Origin of the sequence: Spirosoma soli (assembly GCF_042684525.1) — a bacterium.
Taxonomy (GTDB): domain Bacteria; phylum Bacteroidota; class Bacteroidia; order Cytophagales; family Spirosomataceae; genus Spirosoma; species Spirosoma soli.
The window spans coordinates 310,292-329,307 of the sequence record NZ_JBHULN010000005.1 but is presented as its reverse complement, the minus strand read 5'-3'; the positions used below and the strand labels follow the sequence as shown (position 1 = coordinate 329,307).

Annotated in this window: 16 protein-coding genes; 9 read left to right on the top strand and 7 right to left on the bottom strand. The window is 49.2% G+C overall.

Annotated elements, in window-relative coordinates; translation table 11 throughout:
• Positions 1 to 69: 69 nt before the first annotated feature.
• From ACFSUS_RS10905 to ACFSUS_RS10895, 3 genes are all read left to right on the top strand, one after another.
• Complete coding sequence (locus ACFSUS_RS10905; RefSeq protein ID WP_381522404.1) at positions 70 to 882, top strand: TerC family protein; 813 nt, start codon at positions 70 to 72, stop codon at positions 880 to 882.
• 93 nt (positions 883 to 975) lie between these two features.
• Positions 976 to 2,526, top strand: a complete 1,551-nt coding sequence (locus tag ACFSUS_RS10900) for an NADH-quinone oxidoreductase subunit N (RefSeq protein WP_381522402.1) — start codon at positions 976 to 978, stop codon at positions 2,524 to 2,526.
• Positions 2,527 to 2,665: 139 nt separating this feature from the next.
• Positions 2,666 to 3,646 (top strand): bifunctional heptose 7-phosphate kinase/heptose 1-phosphate adenyltransferase, encoded by a 981-nt coding sequence (locus tag ACFSUS_RS10895; protein ID WP_381522400.1) that lies wholly within the window; start codon positions 2,666 to 2,668, stop codon positions 3,644 to 3,646.
• A 55-nt stretch (positions 3,647 to 3,701) separates the two neighbouring features.
• Here the strand turns inward: ACFSUS_RS10895 and hemE are convergent, their stop codons facing one another.
• Positions 3,702 to 4,763: a uroporphyrinogen decarboxylase gene (hemE, locus tag ACFSUS_RS10890; protein WP_381522399.1), complete on the bottom strand. Its 1,062-nt coding sequence runs from the start codon at positions 4,761 to 4,763 to the stop codon at positions 3,702 to 3,704.
• Between the two features lie 167 nt (positions 4,764 to 4,930).
• Between hemE and ACFSUS_RS10885 the strand changes: the two genes are divergently transcribed.
• From ACFSUS_RS10885 to ACFSUS_RS10865, 5 genes are all read left to right on the top strand, one after another.
• On the top strand, positions 4,931 to 6,265 hold the full coding sequence (locus tag ACFSUS_RS10885; RefSeq protein WP_381522397.1) for a Fic family protein: 1,335 nt from the start codon (positions 4,931 to 4,933) through the stop codon (positions 6,263 to 6,265).
• Between the two features lie 24 nt (positions 6,266 to 6,289).
• The gene (locus tag ACFSUS_RS10880; protein ID WP_381522395.1) at positions 6,290 to 7,363 is read left to right on the top strand and encodes a glycosyltransferase family 4 protein; all 1,074 of its coding nucleotides are present in this window, start codon (positions 6,290 to 6,292) and stop codon (positions 7,361 to 7,363) included.
• A gap of 139 nt (positions 7,364 to 7,502) precedes the next feature.
• On the top strand, positions 7,503 to 9,335 hold the full coding sequence (locus ACFSUS_RS10875) for an ABC transporter ATP-binding protein (protein WP_381522393.1): 1,833 nt from the start codon (positions 7,503 to 7,505) through the stop codon (positions 9,333 to 9,335).
• A gap of 392 nt (positions 9,336 to 9,727) precedes the next feature.
• The gene (locus ACFSUS_RS10870; protein ID WP_381522391.1) at positions 9,728 to 10,489 is read left to right on the top strand and encodes a ferritin-like domain-containing protein; all 762 of its coding nucleotides are present in this window, start codon (positions 9,728 to 9,730) and stop codon (positions 10,487 to 10,489) included.
• A 14-nt stretch (positions 10,490 to 10,503) separates the two neighbouring features.
• Positions 10,504 to 11,280 carry a ferritin-like domain-containing protein gene (locus ACFSUS_RS10865; RefSeq protein WP_381522388.1) on the top strand — a complete coding sequence of 259 codons (777 nt, stop codon included), beginning with the start codon at positions 10,504 to 10,506 and terminating at the stop codon, positions 11,278 to 11,280.
• Between the two features lie 73 nt (positions 11,281 to 11,353).
• On the opposite strand, the gene ACFSUS_RS10860 is transcribed toward ACFSUS_RS10865, so the two are convergent.
• The 6 genes from ACFSUS_RS10860 to ACFSUS_RS10835 all read right to left on the bottom strand — a co-directional run bounded on the left by ACFSUS_RS10860 (position 11,354) and on the right by ACFSUS_RS10835 (position 16,754).
• A complete protein-coding gene (locus ACFSUS_RS10860; protein ID WP_381522386.1) occupies positions 11,354 to 12,190 on the bottom strand; it encodes a bacteriorhodopsin in 837 nt (278 codons plus the stop codon).
• A 56-nt stretch (positions 12,191 to 12,246) separates the two neighbouring features.
• Positions 12,247 to 12,888: a DUF305 domain-containing protein gene (locus tag ACFSUS_RS10855; protein ID WP_381522384.1), complete on the bottom strand. Its 642-nt coding sequence runs from the start codon at positions 12,886 to 12,888 to the stop codon at positions 12,247 to 12,249.
• A 330-nt stretch (positions 12,889 to 13,218) separates the two neighbouring features.
• Positions 13,219 to 13,602 (bottom strand): hypothetical protein, encoded by a 384-nt coding sequence (locus ACFSUS_RS10850; RefSeq protein WP_381522382.1) that lies wholly within the window; start codon positions 13,600 to 13,602, stop codon positions 13,219 to 13,221.
• Between the two features lie 4 nt (positions 13,603 to 13,606).
• On the bottom strand, positions 13,607 to 14,428 hold the full coding sequence (locus ACFSUS_RS10845; RefSeq protein WP_381522380.1) for an endonuclease/exonuclease/phosphatase family protein: 822 nt from the start codon (positions 14,426 to 14,428) through the stop codon (positions 13,607 to 13,609).
• A gap of 56 nt (positions 14,429 to 14,484) precedes the next feature.
• Positions 14,485 to 15,792: a UDP-N-acetylglucosamine 1-carboxyvinyltransferase gene (gene murA, locus ACFSUS_RS10840; protein ID WP_381522378.1), complete on the bottom strand. Its 1,308-nt coding sequence runs from the start codon at positions 15,790 to 15,792 to the stop codon at positions 14,485 to 14,487.
• Positions 15,793 to 15,932: 140 nt separating this feature from the next.
• On the bottom strand, positions 15,933 to 16,754 hold the full coding sequence (locus tag ACFSUS_RS10835; RefSeq protein ID WP_381522536.1) for a DUF4290 domain-containing protein: 822 nt from the start codon (positions 16,752 to 16,754) through the stop codon (positions 15,933 to 15,935).
• 386 nt (positions 16,755 to 17,140) lie between these two features.
• Here ACFSUS_RS10835 and ACFSUS_RS10830 point away from each other — a divergent pair, with 386 nt between their 5' ends.
• Positions 17,141 to 18,940 (top strand): fasciclin domain-containing protein, encoded by a 1,800-nt coding sequence (locus tag ACFSUS_RS10830; RefSeq protein ID WP_381522377.1) that lies wholly within the window; start codon positions 17,141 to 17,143, stop codon positions 18,938 to 18,940.
• Positions 18,941 to 19,016 lie beyond the last annotated feature (76 nt).

Genomic DNA, 19,016 nt, shown 5'->3' with positions numbered 1-19,016 from the left:
TTCTTTCTTGGACAAGATGTTGCAGACCCGGCACATAGCCGGTAGTTTTGTGCAACTTTTGTCCTAGTCATGAGCGACCTATTTACTGCTGAATCTATCATTAGCTTGCTTACCCTGACCTTTCTGGAGATCGTTCTGGGTATCGACAACATCATTTTTATCTCTATTGCCGCCAACAAACTAGCCCGACAAGATCAGGCGAAAGCCCGAAACATAGGCTTGATCCTGGCAATGTCGTTTCGGTTACTATTGTTATTAGGCATCTCCTTTGTTATTTCCCTCAGTAAACCGTTTACGCACATCGACGCGGGTTGGTTTAAGGCCGCATTCACAGGGCAGAGCCTGATTCTGTTTGCTGGTGGATTGTTTCTGCTCTATAAAGCCACCTCCGAAATCCACCACAAGCTAGAGGGCGGGGGCGACGAACACGAAGAAGGCAGCACAAAAGGAAAAGCGACGATTGGCAGCGTAGTCGCTCAAATTGCGATAACAAACATCGTTTTCTCGATTGACTCCATCCTGACGGCCATTGGTCTGACCCAGAACGTAGCGATTATGATGATTGCCGTTATCCTGTCAATCCTGATTATGATGTTCTTCGCTGGTCCGGTCGGTCGGTTTGTGAACGAACACCCAACCATTCAGATGCTTGGTCTAGCCTTTCTGATCATGATTGGTTTCATGCTGGTCGCCGAAGGAGCGCACCTGTCTGAAGTGGTTATCTTCAATCAGGAAGTAGGCACCGTACCGAAGGGGTATCTGTACTTTGCTATTGCGTTCTCGTTGCTGGTGGAATTTCTTAATATTCGGCTACGTAAAAAGCAGCAGCCTGTGCAACTCCGTGGTTACGAAGGACAACCTCAGCAGGATAAAATGATTTAATCGTTCGTGAGTCAATGCAAGCCGGTGCGTTAGTCGGAGGCTAACGTTACCTTTACTAGCGGCTCACCTAACCGAACCGACTTACCAATTCCTTTGTCACTCGCCGAACAAGTAAACAACATCCTGAATAGCCTAAGCGGTTTTGGACCAGAAGCCTGGTTGTCGGCGGCTTTTTGTGCGCTGCTATTGGCTGAATTGCTCTTGCTACGTAGTAATTACAGACAGGCTCGCCGGTTGCTGGCAGGATTAAGTGTTGCTGTTGTGCTGGTGGCTGGCGGTTGGGCCCTGTTGCTACCGACGCGGGGATTCCTGTTCATGAATCTGCTGTTTATTGACAATCAAGCCATCTTCTTCCAGGTAGTTATAGCGCTCGGCGCTGCGCTTGTGTTACTGTACGAGATGGCTGTCATGCCTTCGTTTTACTCAGGAATCGAAAGGGTAAGCAAGCCCGAAGGAACAGTAAGGGGAACGCTACCGATGGAGTGGTACTCATTGTTGATTGCCATGACGCTGGGCTTGTTCCTGATGACGATATCAGTCAATCTGCTCAGTATTTATTTAAGTATTGAGCTGGTCTCCATCTGCTCATATCTCCTGACAGCGCTAACAGCTGATCGTAAGGCATCGGAAGGTGGTATAAAATACTTGCTGTTTGGTGCTATCAGTTCGGCCATCATGCTTTATGGCATGTCGTTACTCTACGGCATGACCGGTACGCTCGATCTTACTGCCGATGAATTTGGCGTCGAACTTGTCCGGCAGGATGGCGCTGTGGCGGCTGTCGCGATTCTGTTAACCCTGGCCGGATTGCTGTTTAAACTCTCTGGGGTACCGTTTCACGTCTGGACACCTGACGCCTACGAAGCGGCTCCGGTGCCGGTTGCGGCTTTCTTTTCGGTTGGGCCGAAGGCGGCTGCGGTGCTCGTTTTCATGCGAATCATAACGGCTCTACCCGCCGAATCGCCAGGAAGTGGCGGGGCAACGGTAACGATTCTGCAAGTTCCGCTGGCTGTGTTGGCGCTGGCTGGTATTCTGATTGGGAACTTGTCGGCCCTTCGTCAAACCGATGCCAAACGACTACTGGCTTACTCGACGATTGCTCATGCCGGGTTTCTGCTGGTAGGCGTGGTGGCGCTGAGCCAGGCTGGTTTTGAAGCCGTTCTGTTTTACGCCGGAACGTATCTGTTTATCTCACTCGCGGCTTTCTTTCTAATTGATCTGTTAGCGAAGGCCAACGGCCACGACGGTGATTTAACAATCAGCTACTTTGCCGGTTTGGGTCCCAGACAGCCTTTACTATCCGTGGCGCTGACCATTGTAATGCTGGCTTTGACGGGTTTGCCACCAACCGTTGGGTTTACCGCCAAGCTCTTGTCTTTCTCTGCCCTTTACGACGCTTACCAACGTACCGGAGAGCCGTGGTTGTTGGTTTTGTTTGCCTTAGGGTTACTCAATGCCCTGATTTCGTTGGTGTATTACCTTAAGATACCGTTTCTATTATTTTTCCGGCCGGCGTCTGCTCCCGCTAACCAGCCAGTGCACTATTCTCGGTCTGCTACCTGGCTGGCTCTTGGGTTAGTGCTGCCCGTGCTCATCCTGTTTTTCAAACCTGACTTGTTGTTGGGGTTGATAACCGGATGGTAATCCACAGCCCGTTCCCTAGAACTCCGCATTCCGCTTCGGAAGTAGCCCCCCGTTGTTGTTTCTTTGCACAAATCAACAAAGAGTGAAAGAGCAAAAGGCTTAGTCACTCTTTCGTTTTTTCATTCTTTCGCTCTTTGTAATGACCCTCGATGAATTATTTGAGCAATTCGATACATTACGTGTTTTGATCATTGGCGACGTAATGCTCGACTCCTATGTCTGGGGCCGCGTCGAGCGTATCTCGCCCGAAGCCCCGGTACCCGTTGTCAGCGTTGACCGGCGTGAATTACGCCTGGGAGGTGCTGGTAACGTATTACTCAATGTGCAGGCATTAGGGGCCGAAGCTATTATTTGCTCAGTAATTGGCACCGATACCCCAGGCGATCAGCTTGTTAGCCAGTTGTGCGAACGCGGCTTGAATTGTGACGGATTAATACGTAGTAACACGCGAATCACGACCATCAAAGAGCGGATTATTGCTGGTTCGCAACAGGTCGTTCGGGTTGATACAGAAACGGATAAGTACATTTCTGCCGACGAACGGACCAAACTTATCGCCAAAGCCAAAGAACTCATTCCAACCTGCCATGTTATAATTTTTGAAGACTACGACAAGGGTGTTTTGAATAAAGAAGCTATCGCGGAGATCACCGATTTTGCGAATGAAAAAGGTATTCCAACCGTGGTTGATCCGAAGAAGCGTAATTTTCTTTGCTATCAGAACGCCACGCTTTTCAAGCCTAACTTGAAAGAACTCCGTGAAGGGCTGAAGCTCGATTTCGATGTAGACAACACCCGCGAATTTCAGGTGGCCGTTGATCAGCTGAAAGATACATTGAACCTAAAAGGAGCGTTGATTACGCTGTCGGAACGAGGGGTGTATATCGATTTCAACGGCGAAAAACGGCGATTGCCCGCCCACATCCGTCAAATTGCCGACGTATCGGGAGCGGGCGACACTGTGATCAGTATTGCTGCCTGCTGCGTTGCCCTGAAACAGTCGCCCAGCGTCGTTGCTGGCTTATCTAATCTTGGGGGCGGTTTAGTCTGCGAATCGGTTGGCGTTGTGCCAATCAATAAAGCACAGCTGAAAGAAGAAGCTCAAGAGAAACTCCTGTAACGCGGTTGGAAAGCCGCAGTTTAGAATCTTATCTACCTACGGCTTTCCAGCCGCGTTACATCTGCGATATTTCTTTCACTGCATCCACAAAACAACGCGCTTTGTCGGGATCGGTATCGGGGTAGATGCCGTGACCCAGGTTGGCTATATAATGCTGGTGACCAAATGCATCAAACATCTGCTTTACCTCCGCCCGAATCTGCGCAAAATCAGCGTAAAGCACGCACGGATCAAGATTGCCTTGCAAAACTTTATTCGGAATCAGCTCACGCGATTCGGCAGGGTCCATGTTCCAGTCCAGCCCGACGACCGAGCAGCTCAAGTCGCCAATTTCATGCCGGGCAAAGAAAGCGCCTTTGGCGAAGACCGTAACGGGCACGGGCGCATGACTCACGACGCCATCGTGGACTTCGCTACCCAGCGCGTCGCAAATCTGCTTGATGTAAGGTAGGGAGAACGTCCGATATTGCTCTGGCGATAAAATGCCCGCCCAGGAATCAAAAATCTGTACCAAATCAGCACCAGCTTTCACCTGTGCTTTCAGATAGGCGATGGTGCTATCCGTGATTTGGCGAAGTAGCGTATGCGCGAAATGCGGGTCTGTGTACAGTAGTTTCTTGGCAACCGAAAACGTTTTCGATCCTTTGCCTTCGGTCATGTAACAGAAAATAGTAAACGGAGCCCCGGCAAAGCCAATGAGCGGTACACGCCCGTTCAACTCTTTCTTGGTCAGTCTGATAGCGTCCAGTACGTAGCCCAGATCGCTTTCGGCGTCGGCGACGCGCAAGCGGCTTAAGTCAGCCGATGATCTAACTGTTTGCGGAAAAACGGGCCCACGACTTTCAATCATTTCGTAGGGCAGGCCCATCGCTTCGGGAACCACCAGGATATCGGAGAAAATAATGGCTGCATCGACGTCAAAGGCGTCCACGGGCTGGATGGTCACTTCGGCCGCTAATTCAGGCGTTTTGGCTAACGTAATAAAACTACCCGCCCGCTCCCGAACGGCTCTGTATTCGGCTAAGACCCGGCCGGCCTGACGCATCATCCAGACAGGTACGCGTTCGGTCAATTCACCCCGCGCAGTGCGGAGCAGCAAATCGTTTTGTAAAGTCATGCTGCAAATATACGTCCAATCGGACCGCACAGGCGATCCTGCGCCGACGCGATCGGGATTTGTTGAAATCAAAGGCTAAACAGGCCTTTGTAGAAAGCATTGTTGCTATCAAGCAGCAGGGTCGTTTGTTCTAATATTTTCTAATTTTGTTAAAATTAGAAAATATTATGAAAAGCGTTGAGCTACCACCAACTTATCTGTCTTACAATAAGTACTTTAAAAGTTTTGTTGAGAGAGGGCTGCTAGACGCTCATGCGGCTCTATATAAAAAGGGCGTAATTCGTGAGATAAATGCTGACTACCTTTACTGGGACAAAGTAAAATATAAAGTACCCGTCGAATTCAAGCATCAATTAACACCTGTCGACTTGTGGTCAGTTGTTAAAGAAGACCGGCTCCATGATAGACGCTACCTAGAAATAGCTGGTGAAGGTTTTTACGTTACGAGCACTGATTCGCTTCAGCAATATTTTCATGAGTTTGATCTTCATTTAGGAGGCTCTTTAGGGAACACCAATAGTCTTTCGGATGCTGATAAACACCGTTACCTGATTGGCTCTATTATGGAAGAGTCGATTGCGTCAAGCCAGATCGAAGGAGCTGTTACGTCTCGGGTGGTGGCAAAAGATATGCTACGGAAAAATCGACCACCACGTAACTCCTCCGAGCGTATGATCGTCAATAACTATGTAACAATTCAGCATATTATTAAGATAAAAGACGAGCCTTTGACGCTGGACGCACTGCTTTCGATTCATCGGTTGATGACGGATGAGACGCTCAATAAACCCGATGACGCTGGGCAGTTTCGTAAGCACGACGATATACATGTAATAGATATCGTTAATGGTGAAATCATCCATACACCACCATCGTTTACAGTGCTGCCCAGTTTTGCGGACGATTTATGCCAGTTCTTTAACGACAAGGCCCCTGACTTTTTCTTGCATCCGGTCGTTAAAGCTAGTATCATTCATTTTTTAATCGGCTATTTTCACCCATTTACTGATGGAAATGGACGCACAGCAAGGGCGTTATTCTATTGGTATCTTTTGCGTAAAGGATATTGGCTAACGGAATATTTATCAATCTCACGGGTAATTAAGGAATCGCGAACGCAGTACTACCGTGCATTTCAGTATACAGAGGTTGATGAAAATGACCTGACCTACTTTGTGTTGTACCAAGTTAAAACGCTGAGTAAAGCGTATGACGAGTTAAAAAAATACATTGAGCGCAAGAACCTGGAAAAGCGCCAATTATTTGCTCTACAGCGTGATGAGGGGCTGTCGCCCCGGCAGGCGCAGATTGTCGAGTGGCTTCAGCGCGACCCGGATACCGGGTTGTCTGCTAAGGAAATACAGGTGCGTCTGGGCGTCTCTAATCAGACCGCTCGCTTCGACATACAGGCTTTGTTAGAAGCTGGATACTTAGTTGAACTAGCAATTAATCGGAAAGAACGTAGCTATATTCGAGGGCCTCGGTTTGACAAACAGGCGTAATTTTGCTTCTTCGATAATTTCTATATGCCTTCTCTCTTCATCGACGCTGAACGTCTTCGTGACCTAAATAGTGGTTTAGGACAGGTTTGTCTGCATCTGGGCCGGGAACTCGTTCGGCAATGTCCGTCTGATTGGAAACTGACTTCCCTGGTCCCCAAAGGACAAATGGGTATTTTCGGAAAGGCGCCTTCCGGTGCTCTAGTTAGTTACGTTGAAGCTTCATTGTGGCGTAAGCTGTATATTCCGGATCGATACGATGTCTGGCATTGCCTGCATCAGGACTCGTCCTATCTACCCAGCCGGGCAAAATTAGTGCTCACTATTCATGACCTCAATTTTTTGGCACGGACGGATTATTCAGAAGTCAAGAAAGGGCGTAAGCTGTTGGATCTGCAACGTAAAGTGGATAAAGCCGATGCACTGACAACCATTTCTGAATATACGCTCTCCATTGTGCGGCAATATCTGAAATTGCCTGCCGACCAGGTGGTGCACGTTATCTCGAACGGCGTAGCGGTAGATACGAAAAACGAGCAGACCCAGCCTGCTTTTATGGATGATAGCAACATGCCGTATTTTCTGTTCTTAGGCGTTATCCATCCTAAAAAAAACGTGCATACGCTGCTCCCGTTGCTCGAAGCCTTTCCGGATTATCGTTTGGTGTTGGCTGGGCCGGACGGTCATCCGTATGCGCAGCACATTGGCGAACAGGCGCAAAAACTAGGCATTGCTGATCGACTAATCATGCCCGGCGCTGTCGATGAGGCAGCGAAGTTCTGGCTATACGCTCACTGCGAAGCTTTTTTGTTTCCCTCATTGTCCGAAGGCTTCGGATTGCCGGTTGCCGAAGCGATGACCTTTGGCAAGCCCGTATTTATCGCCAATCTGACGAGCTTACCCGAAGTGGGCGGCAAAGAAGCGTATTACTTCGAGAACTTCGAACCTGAACAGATGGCGCAGACGCTACACGATGGCTTGAATGACTTTGGCCAAAATCCGCTGCGGCAACAGCGCCTACGGAAACGAGCCGCTGGCTTTAACTGGCCAAACGTAGCGGAGGAATATTGGAAGTTATATCAGGAGGTGATTCAGCGGTAATGAGAAAGTAAGTCTACGCGTTGACAGAACTTATTCCCGCACAACTGCCAATCGATTTAGTCAATCAGATTGAATACAAAATCCTGCGAATCCATCCAATCCCATAAATCCGGTTCAAGACGGTATCTTTGCGGGACCAATGAAAACTTACATTCGATTACTTTCTTTTGCCAAGCCACTGGGCCGCTTTCTGACGCCGTTCGTCCTGACGTCGCTGCTGTCCAGCGTGTTTGGCGTGCTTAACTTCACGCTACTGATTCCACTGCTCAGCATCTTGTTCGACAAGATGGATGCCAGCAAAATGCAGGCGTTTCTGAATCAGCCGACTCCCTCAATTACTGACGGGCTGGGTAATTTCTTTCAATATTATTTCGCGCAGGTCTTTCAGGAATATGGTAAAGTAGGGGCACTTCAGTTTGTGTGCCTCGTAATCGTAGCCTCCGTACTGTCAAATAATCTGTTCAAATACCTGTCTGTTCGTCAATTAGAGTCTTTCAAGGCTAAAATGGTATCCCGGCTGCGTGAGGCTGTGTTCAGCCGGACGCTTAACCTACACCTCGGCTTTTTTTCGAATGAGCGCAAAGGAAACCTCATGTCGCGAATCACTACGGACGTGCAGGAGGTGGAGAACTCCATTGCCAATACGTTATCGGCTGCCTCGAAAGAAGTATTTCTCCTGATCGGTTACATCGTCGCTTTGTTGAGTATTTCGGTACAATTGACCCTGTTTGCTATTGTCGTCATTCCTATTTCGGGAATTTTTATTGCCAGTCTCGTTCGGCGGATGAAACGTGACGCGCAGGAAGGGCAACAACGACTGAGTAGCCTGGTGAGTTTGCTGGACGAAACCTTTGGCGGTATGCGGGTTGTGAAAGGTTTTGTGGCCGAAGGGTTCATTCTTGATAAGTTCAGGGCTGAAAATGAAGGCTACCGGCGGGCCGTACGGTCGCTGGCGAACCGGCGCGAACTGGCTTCGCCATTCTCCGAAGTCATGGGTGTGGCCGTAGTAGCGGGTATCCTGCTGTACGGTGGCTCCCTGGTGCTGAATGGCCAATCGGGGCTCACCGCTGCCGAATTCATTTCGTACATCGCCATCTTCTCGCAGGTAACCCGTCCTGCCAAAGACATCTCCAATGCGTTCAGCGGATCACAGCGTGGACTCGCTTCGGGTGAACGCGTCTTGGAGCTAATCGACACCCAGCCCGCCGTGCAGGATAAACCCGGTGCCAGAGCCATCACTGACTTTAAAGATCGTATTTCGGTGCAGAACGTATCATTTGCCTATAACGCCGACGTACCTGTGCTGCGTGACGTAACGTTCGATTTACCCAAGGGGAAAACTATCGCCCTGGTTGGGTCGTCCGGTGGTGGAAAGTCGACCATTGCGGATTTGATCCCACGCTTCTACGATCCTACTGGTGGGAAGATCCTGATTGATGGCGTTGATCTGCGTGATTGTACCATGTACTCGCTACGGCATCAAATGGGTATCGTGACGCAGGAAAGCATCCTGTTCAACGATACTATTTTCAACAACATTGCTTTTGGTAGCGGTGCCACCGAAGCTCAGGTAGTGGAGGCCGCTCAGATCGCCAACGCGCACGATTTTATTGTGGCTCAGGCCAATGGTTACCAAACTGTAATTGGCGACCGGGGTGGTAAACTTTCGGGTGGACAGCGGCAGCGTATCAGCATTGCCCGCGCTATTCTGAAGAATCCGCCCATTTTGATTCTCGACGAAGCCACGTCAGCCTTGGATACCGAGTCGGAAAAGCTCGTGCAAGAGGCTTTGACACGCCTGATGGCCAACCGCACCACGCTGGTTATTGCCCACCGACTCAGTACTATCCAACATGCCGACGAGATTCTGGTCGTTAATCAGGGACGCATTGTTGAGCGAGGTCGGCATACGGAGCTATTGTCAGTTGACGAAGGGTTTTACCGAAAGCTCAGCACCATGCAGAGTGTGTAAGCCAAACAGTAAGTGAAGTAATCCTCTACCGGTCTAAGGTATACTAACGCCAAAACGTATATAGGATATTGTTTGAGTGAACATACGTATGATGTTGACGTATGTAGGGGCTACAGAACGGTAGGTTGACTACTAAAAGCATGTTAAGAAGAAGGAATAATAATGAGCAAACGGCCCGCCGTCACGTTCAGAATAAGAGGTTTGAATATACTTCAGTGCGCCTTTGCTTGTTTGTCTATTGATTAAGTGGTATTTACTGGGCCATTGCCTCAATAAGTCTCCTTTTGGGCACATTTCCCTTATTTAAAGTAAAACGTTTTTGAGCTTGTGTAGTACTTAATGTTGCTCTCCGGACGATCGGGAGCAGTACTCAACTAAACGTTTATTACATAATGGAAAAACTACCTCAAGGCCAAGCTCCGACCAAGCAGCCGCTGTCGGTGTTACCAATCTCACCAATTATTGCCGGGCGCCGAATGTTCATGCGTTACGTAGGCGTAGCTACCACTACGGGATTGATTATGAGCGCTTGTACGGATAAGATGCCCGAACCTCTTGCCGGCCCAGGGGGCGGCTCAACAGCTGGCGCTCGCGAGGGTGATATCATTGACTTAGGCTCGGGTGACATTGGCGTACTGAATTATGCGTTTGCTCTAGAGCAGGCCGAACTCCGCTTTCTTGAGTTGGTAACGGATCAGTTCTACGAAGGTGCTTCGGAGAAAGAACGTCAGATATTCATTGACTTCCGTAACCAGGAAATCACCCACAAAAAATTCTTCAAAGAGGTACTTGGCAGCTTTGCCATTCCTCAGTTGACACTCGATTACAGCAGTGTAAATTTCCGGAGTCGCGACAGCGTTTTGCAAACAGCCAGAAGCTTCGCCGATCTGGCAACCGCAGCTTATAACGGAGCTGGTCAGTTGCTTACCAATGCAACCAACCTAGCCATTTCGGGTAAGATTGTATCGGTTGAAGCGCGCCATGCGGCAATTGTTCGCGAGTTAATCAGTCCGGGTAGTACGGCTTTTGCAGGCGATGACGTCATTGACCCAACTACGGGTTTAGAGCGCGCTCTGCTACCCTCTCAGGTATTGCCAGAAGCAAAGCGATTCATTAAAGAAGACCTCCGGATTAATAATTTACCAACTGCTTAAACGATCTCAACGCAATGAACTTACAAAATATAATCTCTGAACTGGAGAAGGTGGACGGGGAAGTCTACGACCGTCTGAAACACGTTTCGCGCCGTCACATGTTCAACATGATTGGTCGGAAAGCCGCTGCCGTTGCAGCACCGACCGTATTAGCGTCGGCTTTGAATAAAGCGTACGGACAGGCGCTTGACCCAACCGTTGTTGACGTGTTAAACTTCGCCCTAACGCTCGAATACCTCGAAGCTGAGTTCTATAATGTCGCCATGGACACGCCAAACTTACTGACTGGTACGTCGCGCGTGGTTTTCGGACAAATTCAGAAGCACGAAAACGCTCACGTTAAACTGTTGCAATCAGTATTAGGTGGGCAGGCCGTTCGGAAGCCAGGATTTGATTTCACGGCGAAAGGGGCATTTCCTAATCCGTTTACCAACTATCAGGTGTTTCTGACGCTTGCGCAAGCGTTTGAAGATACGGGCGTTCGGGCGTATAAAGGACAGGCGCCCCGGCTCATTAACAACGATCCTATCTTGACGGCGGCTTTGCAGATTCACTCCGTTGAGGCTCGCCATGCGGCCCGCGTACGCGATTTACGTGGCCAAAAGGGCTGGATCACCGGTTATAGAAGCCCTGGCGTTCCTGACGCTATTTACTCAGGCGAAGACAATACGAATCAGGCAGGAATAGATATAAGGGTCAATGGTGTTCCGTTCGAGAATGCAACGGAAGCCTGGGATGAGCCGCTGTCGAAAGAAGACGTGCTACGAATTGTGGCCCCATTCCTGGCCTAATAGCCAATAGAAATTCACAAATGAGCCCTCCCGACTATAAACCGGGAGGGTTTGCTTTATTATTATTTGCAGTTTAGCCGAGTTGATGAGCAGTGGCTACAGCATCTTCGGGCACTCGTCTTTCTACTGCTGTTTTACTGGCTAAATAGGCTACTACGCCGACACCAACTTTATTGATAACATCGGCGATGGTAAAGGCAATGTGAATATAATTCAGATCTATATTGAACACGGTTAGGATGTAGCCAATTGGATAAACACCCCAGAACGTAACGGTTGTCAGAGCCATTAACCGGTAGGCTTGTTGCTCTTCCGGCAGCGCTCTATGGGCAAACTGTTTCCACAGTTGGTACAGAACAAAGGGGATGACGGCGTACCCAAGTGTCGAAACGGCTCCCCAGATAAGTTTAGGACCAACCAGAATTTCGTTGTCAAACGACATTTGTTGCTCGCCTATATATCCCGTCAGAATCATAAAAAAATCAGCAGCCAGAAGCGATGCCAACGGTCGTTTGATTTCGTGCAACGGTATCCGTAGCATCAGCAAGATTTTAATAAGCAGTAAAGGCGTAGTAACGGCCCAATCCATGTAACGGTACTGCCCGATAGCTGTGTACGACTCGCGGATGAGGGTTTGGCGGTCGTTAGGATCAGTTACTCTGGCTAACTCCGTCAGCAAATCGTGGTAATAATATTGAATCAGGTAGTAGGAGAGCCCTGCTACGGCGGCTATCATAGCCGTTAAAATTTGGGAGGTACGATGTTCTGGTCCGACGCTGGTACGCGACGCCAGGGCAAAAATGAAATGGCCAAGAAAGGCGTACGTGGTCACGACCAGGAAGAAGTACGTGATCATAGGTAAAATCCCGACGACACCAGCCGTCGGGATAAATTTGTCAGCTAATTCCATGCTAGAGTAACGTTAGGCGTAAAGCTACTACTGTTACTCGTACGGCAATGTTCTCTTTATTTAGGAAGCGCCTTGATTTGGTCCATTTCCTGCTTTGCCTTGGCTATCATTTGCTCAGCATAGGTCCGTAACGTGCTATTCTTGCCATATTGCAGATAGGTATTGGCCATATCGATGGCATCCTGCCGCTGATCGAGCAGAAGAGCGGCAAAGTTTTTGTCAATATCACCGGTTAGCTTGTCGCTCGAACCCGTTTGCTGCAATTTTAGGTTGATCGCTTCGATATTACGGCTTTGCTGCTGGGTAAACGCCTGATTGGGCCGTGTGGGTTTAATCTGCTTCATGGTGCCGTCGAGCATGGTAACGTCGTTCTGAGCTGCTGCCATTAAGGTCTGCGCCATTTTTTTCAACGAGGTATCTTTGCCCGCCTGCACTTCCTGCTTCATCAAATCCAGCCCGCCCTGGGTGTGAACCTTTGCCTGCAAAGCATAGTCAAAGTCAGGGTCACCTGTAGCCTGCAGTTTCTTTAGTTTAGTCACCATCTGTTGCATGGGCTGGAGCAACGTACTTTTGGCCGGATCAGCAGGGGCGGCCGCTGCCGTCGTGCCTGTTGTCGCCTGAGCGCAGGCTGCTAGTGAAGTGCCGGATAAGGTCGCAGCTAAGAGCCAGATTGTTAGGTTGGAATGGAGCGTTTTCATCGTGTATTTGATTTGCTAAAAAGTTATTTCTGCCGCCAAGTTAACGGGGCAACATACTAAAGACAAGAAAAAAGGAAGATGGTTTAATGCGGTAGTTATCAGCTTTTATTTTGCTGAGTACTGAGAAGCTCTATCAGCTATTTGTAGGTTATTGGACCTCGATGTAATCAAGACAATATATGGGCTTATTACCAAGAAAAAAGCGACTCGGATGAACCCAAGTCGCTTTTTGTAGAGAGGATTATGATTACAACCGGATAATCTCGGCGCCGATGGCGTTGAGTCGGGTATCGATGTGCTGGTAGCCCCGGTCAATCTGTTCGATGTTGTCTATTCAGCAAGGCTTTGAGAGAGAAGAGAAGAGATTACTTGAATTGTACTAGGGTCCTTAAATATCTTACGCAACAATTCGATGAATTCTTCCTGATTTTCAGCTGTGAAATCAACATTATACTTATCCCAGAATACGGTTAGCGGGTAATATATTGCTTCATGTACTATTGTTAGTACTCTAAAGCGATAGTTATTTAAGGCTGGAGCAACTATATAAAAATCATGTACTATGCTATCTTGGTTGTTTTGGCCAGTTTGAACATCTGCCGACAGTAGATTGTTAGTCTTTGCCATCAAGTAGCCTGCCTGCTCTTTTAAAATAGCTTTTGGGCTTTTAGTGGTTTCAATAGCAAAATCGGGCCACAGGTTTTGTGTCTCCATGATTTCAAAATTTCAGCGTAAAGAATAACGGCAAATGGTCTGAGTACATATCTTCATTAGGTACGTTTCGGTTCGTCAGCAATGAAGTTACACTATCGCTATGAATAATTTCTAAACTTCCTTTCACAAAATTATTAATCGTACTTGGTCGCACCAATATCTGATCGAACACATTCCATTCGTAGCAGACATGCTCGGCACGTTGATAATAATACGTTCCTGACACGTCTTTGTTCAAATCGCCAAACAAGCCCCACGTCGGGTTGTAAAAGTACGTATACTCCCGCTTTTGTACTGTTCGGGACCCGCGTTCGGCAATCTCGCTCGACATAGTACCGTGGAAGCCATTGGCTTTAATCATACCGGGCTCGAAAGGATTCATATTAAAATCTCCGAGCACAACGTGACGATCTACGCCAAGTCGAGCTTCGGCTCGTATGAGTTGTTCTGCGACTAATGATGCTGCTTCGCTTTGGCTCTCTGGCGTGAAATTACCTTTGCCTCCTAGGTGAAGTGCTGTGAGTAAGAAATCTGTGCCTGTTGGTAAACGAATCCGTCGAATCGTAAGGCGATGATCTTCCTCTTGCGGCATAATTAAGTCGTAGTGAAACTTAGTGACAATAGTAATCTTTTTACATTGAGACAGCGGGTGATTTTGAAAGTAGTAGGGCCCACTTATGTTTAGCGCTTGAATGAGCTGCACTGAACTCACTGGGTTTTCTGCCAGTACCAAAATATCAATGTCTTTGCTTAAGGCAAGATTGACAATTTGAGGAGTCAGGTTTTTCTTATGGACATTCCAGAATAACACATTCAGCGATGACATAGCATAAATGTAAAAAGTGCGGGGAAATCCCCGCGCCTAATCATTAAATCTTCCTGTTACAACCGGGTAATCTCGGCGCCGATGGCGTTCAGTCGGGTGTCGATGTGCTGGTAGCCCCGGTCAATCTGTTCGATGTTGTCGATAATGCTGGTGCCCTGGGCCGACATGGCAGCAATCAGCAAGGCAACGCCCGCCCGAATATCCGGCGACGACATGCGGATGCCCTTCAAAGGCAATTGCCGGTTTAGGCCAACGACCGTAGCGCGGTGTGGATCGCAGAGAATGATCTGAGCCCCCATATCGATCAGCTTGTCAACGAAGAACAATCGGCTCTCGAACATTTTTTGGTGGATAAGCAACGTACCTTGGGCCTGAACCGCCGTTACGAGCACAATGCTTAACAAATCAGGCGTAAAGCCAGGCCAGGGGGCATCGGCCACGGTCATCATGCCACCGTCCAGAAAACTCTCGATCTGGTAACGTTCCTGAGCCGGAATAAAGATGTCATCGCCCCGGAACTCCATCTGGATTCCCAGCCGTTTGAACTGATCTGGAATAATACCCAGTTGTGGAATCTGGCAATTTTTGATGGTAATCTCCGACTGTGTCATGGCTGCCATGCCAATGAACGAGCCAATCTCAATCATATCGGGCAGCATCGTATGCTCCGTTCCATGCAGCTCAGAAACACCTTCGATGGTGAGCAGATTCGAACCAACGCCCGTAATCTTGGCACCCATTGAGTTGAGCATTTTGCTCAGCTGCTGCAAGTAGGGCTCACAGGCTGCGTTGTAAATGGTAGTAGTACCTTCGGCCATAACGGCTGCCATCAGTACGTTGGCTGTGCCGGTTACCGATGCTTCGTCCAGAAGCATGTAAGTGCCGCGTAGGTTGCTGGCGTCTACCTGGTAGTACCCACCATCGTTGGCGTCATAATTAAACTGAGCGCCTAATTTTTCAAAACCCAGAAAGTGCGTATCCAGTCGCCGACGACCGATTTTGTCGCCACCTGGGCGCGGAATGCGACCCTTCTTGAAGCGCGCCAGCATGGGGCCCAATAGCATTACTGACCCACGCAGGGCGGCTGCTTTACGCTTATAAGTATCTGTTTCAATATAGTCCAGATTAACGTCGGAGGCTACGAAACGGTAAGAACTTTCGCCTATTTTAGTAACCCAAACGCCCAAGTCGCCGAGCAGATCGATCAACTGATTGACATCCCGAATGCCTGGTATATTATGAATGGTTACGGGTTCTTTGGTGAGTAAAACCGCGCAAAGAATTTGTAGGGCTTCGTTTTTTGCCCCTTGCGGAATCAGTTCGCCTTTGAGCTTGCGACCGCCTGTAATTTGAAATGAAGCCAAAATGAAATACGATTTACGATGTACGAATTACGATTGGTTAGTTACGTTGTACGACCTCGGCGTTGTTCCAATTCAAACCTGTTTGGGGAAATAGTATTAAAACCGCTCGGTCGGCAACCTCCTGTAAATCACTAACCGGTTTACCGTCTCCGACGGTCGTTGTTACGATTTGGACCGCCCTGTCCGTCATTCCGGTCGCGGTTGTTGGGGCGGCCTTGTCCGCCGTCTCGGTCATTCCGATTACCAAAGTTGCGTGGACCCGAGCCGTTGTTCGGGCGCCCCTGATTATCGTTCCGGTTTCGATTGTTGTTACCGAAGTTTCGCTGAGGGCCCGAGCCATTATTCCGATTCCGTCCAGAATTATCATTTCGGTCGCGGTCGTTCCGGTAGTTATTGCTGCTGATGCGTTGGGGCTGCGTTTGGTCGCCGGTTCGTTCGCGGGGCGTAGCTTCAACAAGGCCCTGCTCGCGAATCAGTTTAATGTCGTCGTAGAGTTTACCGTTCGACAATTCGATCAGGCTCTGGTAGATTGTCTCGTCTTCAACCGACTCCTTGTTCCAGGCTTGGTAAAAGGTGCGCATCAGCCGCGTCAGATACGACACAAACGCTCGCCGTTCGTCGAGGTCTTCCATGGCCGACGCTTTGGCGATCAGCAAATCAACGTTGCGGCCGAAGTGCTTAAACTTCAGATTGTGAGTATTGTAGGGAACCCGTTGCGGCTTCTTCCCTAAGGCCTCTTCTGACGGTGGCGGATAAGGGCTATCCACATCCAGCGTAAAACCGGACATAATGTACAGGTCATCCCACAACTTATTGTAGTAGTCCTGACCATCCTTCATATTCGGGTGAATCTGCCGCATCAACTCGATCAGGATGTGTGCGTATCGGGTACGCTTCTCCCGATCTTCGATGTTGACCATGTTGTCAACCAGCTTTTGGATACTGCTGCCGTATTCTTTCAAGGGCATTGCCGGGTTCGTGATAAAGAGAACAAAAGTACAAAGGAATAGAGCAAGGGACAAGGAATTACCCTTGAAGGGGACTCTATAGCCTTAATAGATAGAAGGCGGTAAGCCAGTACGTCGCTTTTTGCAGAAATTAACTTGTGAGCGTCGGCACTTAATAGTCTAAAATAGTGCTAAACGCTCAATTATGGGTGTCGATATGTACTAGTTAATTGTCTGACTACCAGTAGATTTATATTAATACGTTAATTTTTTGCAAAAAATTTTGTGAGATCATGACGGTCGGAAGCACTAAGACTTGAACGCTCCTCTGCAACGGTCAGATACCAGACCCCAGTTGGAGTGAATTTACTTCTTCAACTCAAAACCAGTTACCGATTGTTATGAAACAGATGTTTTTGCTCCCACAACGTGTGTTCGTGCTGCTGATAGCGCTTCTGATAGGAGCTGCCTGCGACCGGGCGATTCAACCGCAGGAATCTGCTCAGCCCTCCCAATCTCGAGTACGAGTTAACCAAAGTATTACGGATGTCGTTGTGGGTTCACCTAATTTCACACTGCTGGAGGCTGCGGTTATCAAAGCTGGATTGGCCGAAGCTTTAAGTACGGGTAACCTGACGGTTTTTGCGCCGACCGACGCAGCGTTCCAGGCGGCTGGTTTCGCCGATGCGAACGCAATCAATAATGCTGACGTAAATACGCTCCGCAAAATTCTGCTTTATCACGTAATTGGTGGAAACCGCTTTTTTGAAGAAAGTATTCCGCTGCAACTGGCGGGTTTCACTACGCTTCATGGCGAACCCGTGTACGCAACCCGCCAGGGAGGACTGTCGGTCAACGGTATTTCTGTTTCACAAGCCGACCTGGAAACCAATAACGGTGTCATTCACGTCATCGGCCGAGTGCTGTTACCTCCCGCCGGGAATACGGTTGAAGTGGCTGTATCAAATCCAAACCTGACGTATCTGGTAGCGGCTGTTCAGCGGGCTAGCCAGGGCGAAATCAACCTGGTACAGGCGCTGGCTTCAGGAACACTTACTGTTTTTGCGCCCACCAACGCGGCTTTTCAGGCGGCTGGCTTTCCGACGATTGAGTCGATTCGGGCGGCTGATCCAAACGTGCTGAGCCGTATTCTGCGCTACCATGTCGTCAGTGGGCGCCGGTTTTCGTCTCAACTAAGCGAAGGAAGCTTAACGACGCTTGAAGGAAACCCCCTGGCCACCACACGGGTACCCGGCCGGGCAACGGTGCAAGGGCTTGGGAATGCAACGCCAGCTACCCTTGTCAATCCTGATGTGGTTACCATCAACGGAGCTGTTCATGTCATTGACCAGGTATTACTGCCCACCGGTGGCGCCGTGTCCAAGTCAATTACGGATATTGTTGTTGAAAACCCCAGCTTCTCCTTACTCAAAGCGGCTGTCGTAAGAGCTGGTCTGGCAACGGCCCTAAGCACCGGTAGTCTGACGGTATTTGCCCCAACGGATGCCGCTTTCCAGGCGGCTGGTTTCGCCGATGTGAATGCAATCAACAACGCTGACGTGAACACGCTCCGCAAAATCTTGCTTTATCACGTACTTGGAAATCGGTTTCCAACGGAGACATTTACTGAGCGTATTACGGGCTTCACCACGCTCGACGGTGGGCAGGTGCAGGTGGCTCGTCGGCAAGGGGTATCAGTGAACGGTATCTTCGTTCAGCAGGCCAACATACGGGCGACCAACGGCCTGATTCACGTTATCAATCGGGTACTCTTACCACCTGCCGGTAATGTTGTAGAGGTAGCGGCTACCAATCCGAATCTGTCCTATTTAGTAGCGGCCGTTCAGCGGGCCGGTTTGGTTCAGGCCTTGGCAACCGGTAATTTCACCGTGTTTGCCCCCACTAACGCGGCTTTCCAGGCGGCTGGTTTTGCGTCCATTGATGCCATCCGGGCGGCTGATCCAGCTGTGTTAGCCCGTATTTTAACGTACCACGTTGTGAGTGGCCGGGAGTTCTCGTCCACCCTGCGCACCGACGAAGTGAGTACGTTACAGGGTGGTAAAGTGCTGGTAACAGTCGGCATGAACCAGTCTGTGACGGTCAAAGGAAACGGCAACGCCAGTCCAAGCAACGTAACGGCTGCTGACATTGTGACCATCAACAGTGTTGTCCACGTCATTGATCAGGTGCTGTTACCATAATCATTGTGTATCGGAAGTAAGATGAGGGCGAGCGCTAAGCTTGCCCTTTTTCTTTTTGTATGCCAGCGACTGAAAC

Excerpts from the sequence above, each read along its gene's own strand:
- ACFSUS_RS10905 (WP_381522404.1), top strand. The coding sequence starts at position 70 with ATGAGCGACCTATTTACTGCTGAATCTATCATTAGCTTGCTTACCCTG.
- ACFSUS_RS10895 (WP_381522400.1), top strand. The coding sequence starts at position 2,666 with ATGACCCTCGATGAATTATTTGAGCAATTCGATACATTACGTGTTTTG.
- hemE (WP_381522399.1), bottom strand. The coding sequence starts at position 4,763 with ATGACTTTACAAAACGATTTGCTGCTCCGCACTGCGCGGGGTGAATTG.
- ACFSUS_RS10885 (WP_381522397.1), top strand. The coding sequence starts at position 4,931 with ATGAAAAGCGTTGAGCTACCACCAACTTATCTGTCTTACAATAAGTAC.
- ACFSUS_RS10880 (WP_381522395.1), top strand. The coding sequence starts at position 6,290 with ATGCCTTCTCTCTTCATCGACGCTGAACGTCTTCGTGACCTAAATAGT.
- ACFSUS_RS10875 (WP_381522393.1), top strand. The coding sequence starts at position 7,503 with ATGAAAACTTACATTCGATTACTTTCTTTTGCCAAGCCACTGGGCCGC.
- ACFSUS_RS10870 (WP_381522391.1), top strand. The coding sequence starts at position 9,728 with ATGGAAAAACTACCTCAAGGCCAAGCTCCGACCAAGCAGCCGCTGTCG.
- ACFSUS_RS10865 (WP_381522388.1), top strand. The coding sequence starts at position 10,504 with ATGAACTTACAAAATATAATCTCTGAACTGGAGAAGGTGGACGGGGAA.
- ACFSUS_RS10860 (WP_381522386.1), bottom strand. The coding sequence starts at position 12,190 with ATGGAATTAGCTGACAAATTTATCCCGACGGCTGGTGTCGTCGGGATT.
- ACFSUS_RS10855 (WP_381522384.1), bottom strand. The coding sequence starts at position 12,888 with ATGAAAACGCTCCATTCCAACCTAACAATCTGGCTCTTAGCTGCGACC.
- ACFSUS_RS10850 (WP_381522382.1), bottom strand. The coding sequence starts at position 13,602 with ATGGAGACACAAAACCTGTGGCCCGATTTTGCTATTGAAACCACTAAA.
- ACFSUS_RS10845 (WP_381522380.1), bottom strand. The coding sequence starts at position 14,428 with ATGTCATCGCTGAATGTGTTATTCTGGAATGTCCATAAGAAAAACCTG.
- ACFSUS_RS10830 (WP_381522377.1), top strand. The coding sequence starts at position 17,141 with ATGAAACAGATGTTTTTGCTCCCACAACGTGTGTTCGTGCTGCTGATA.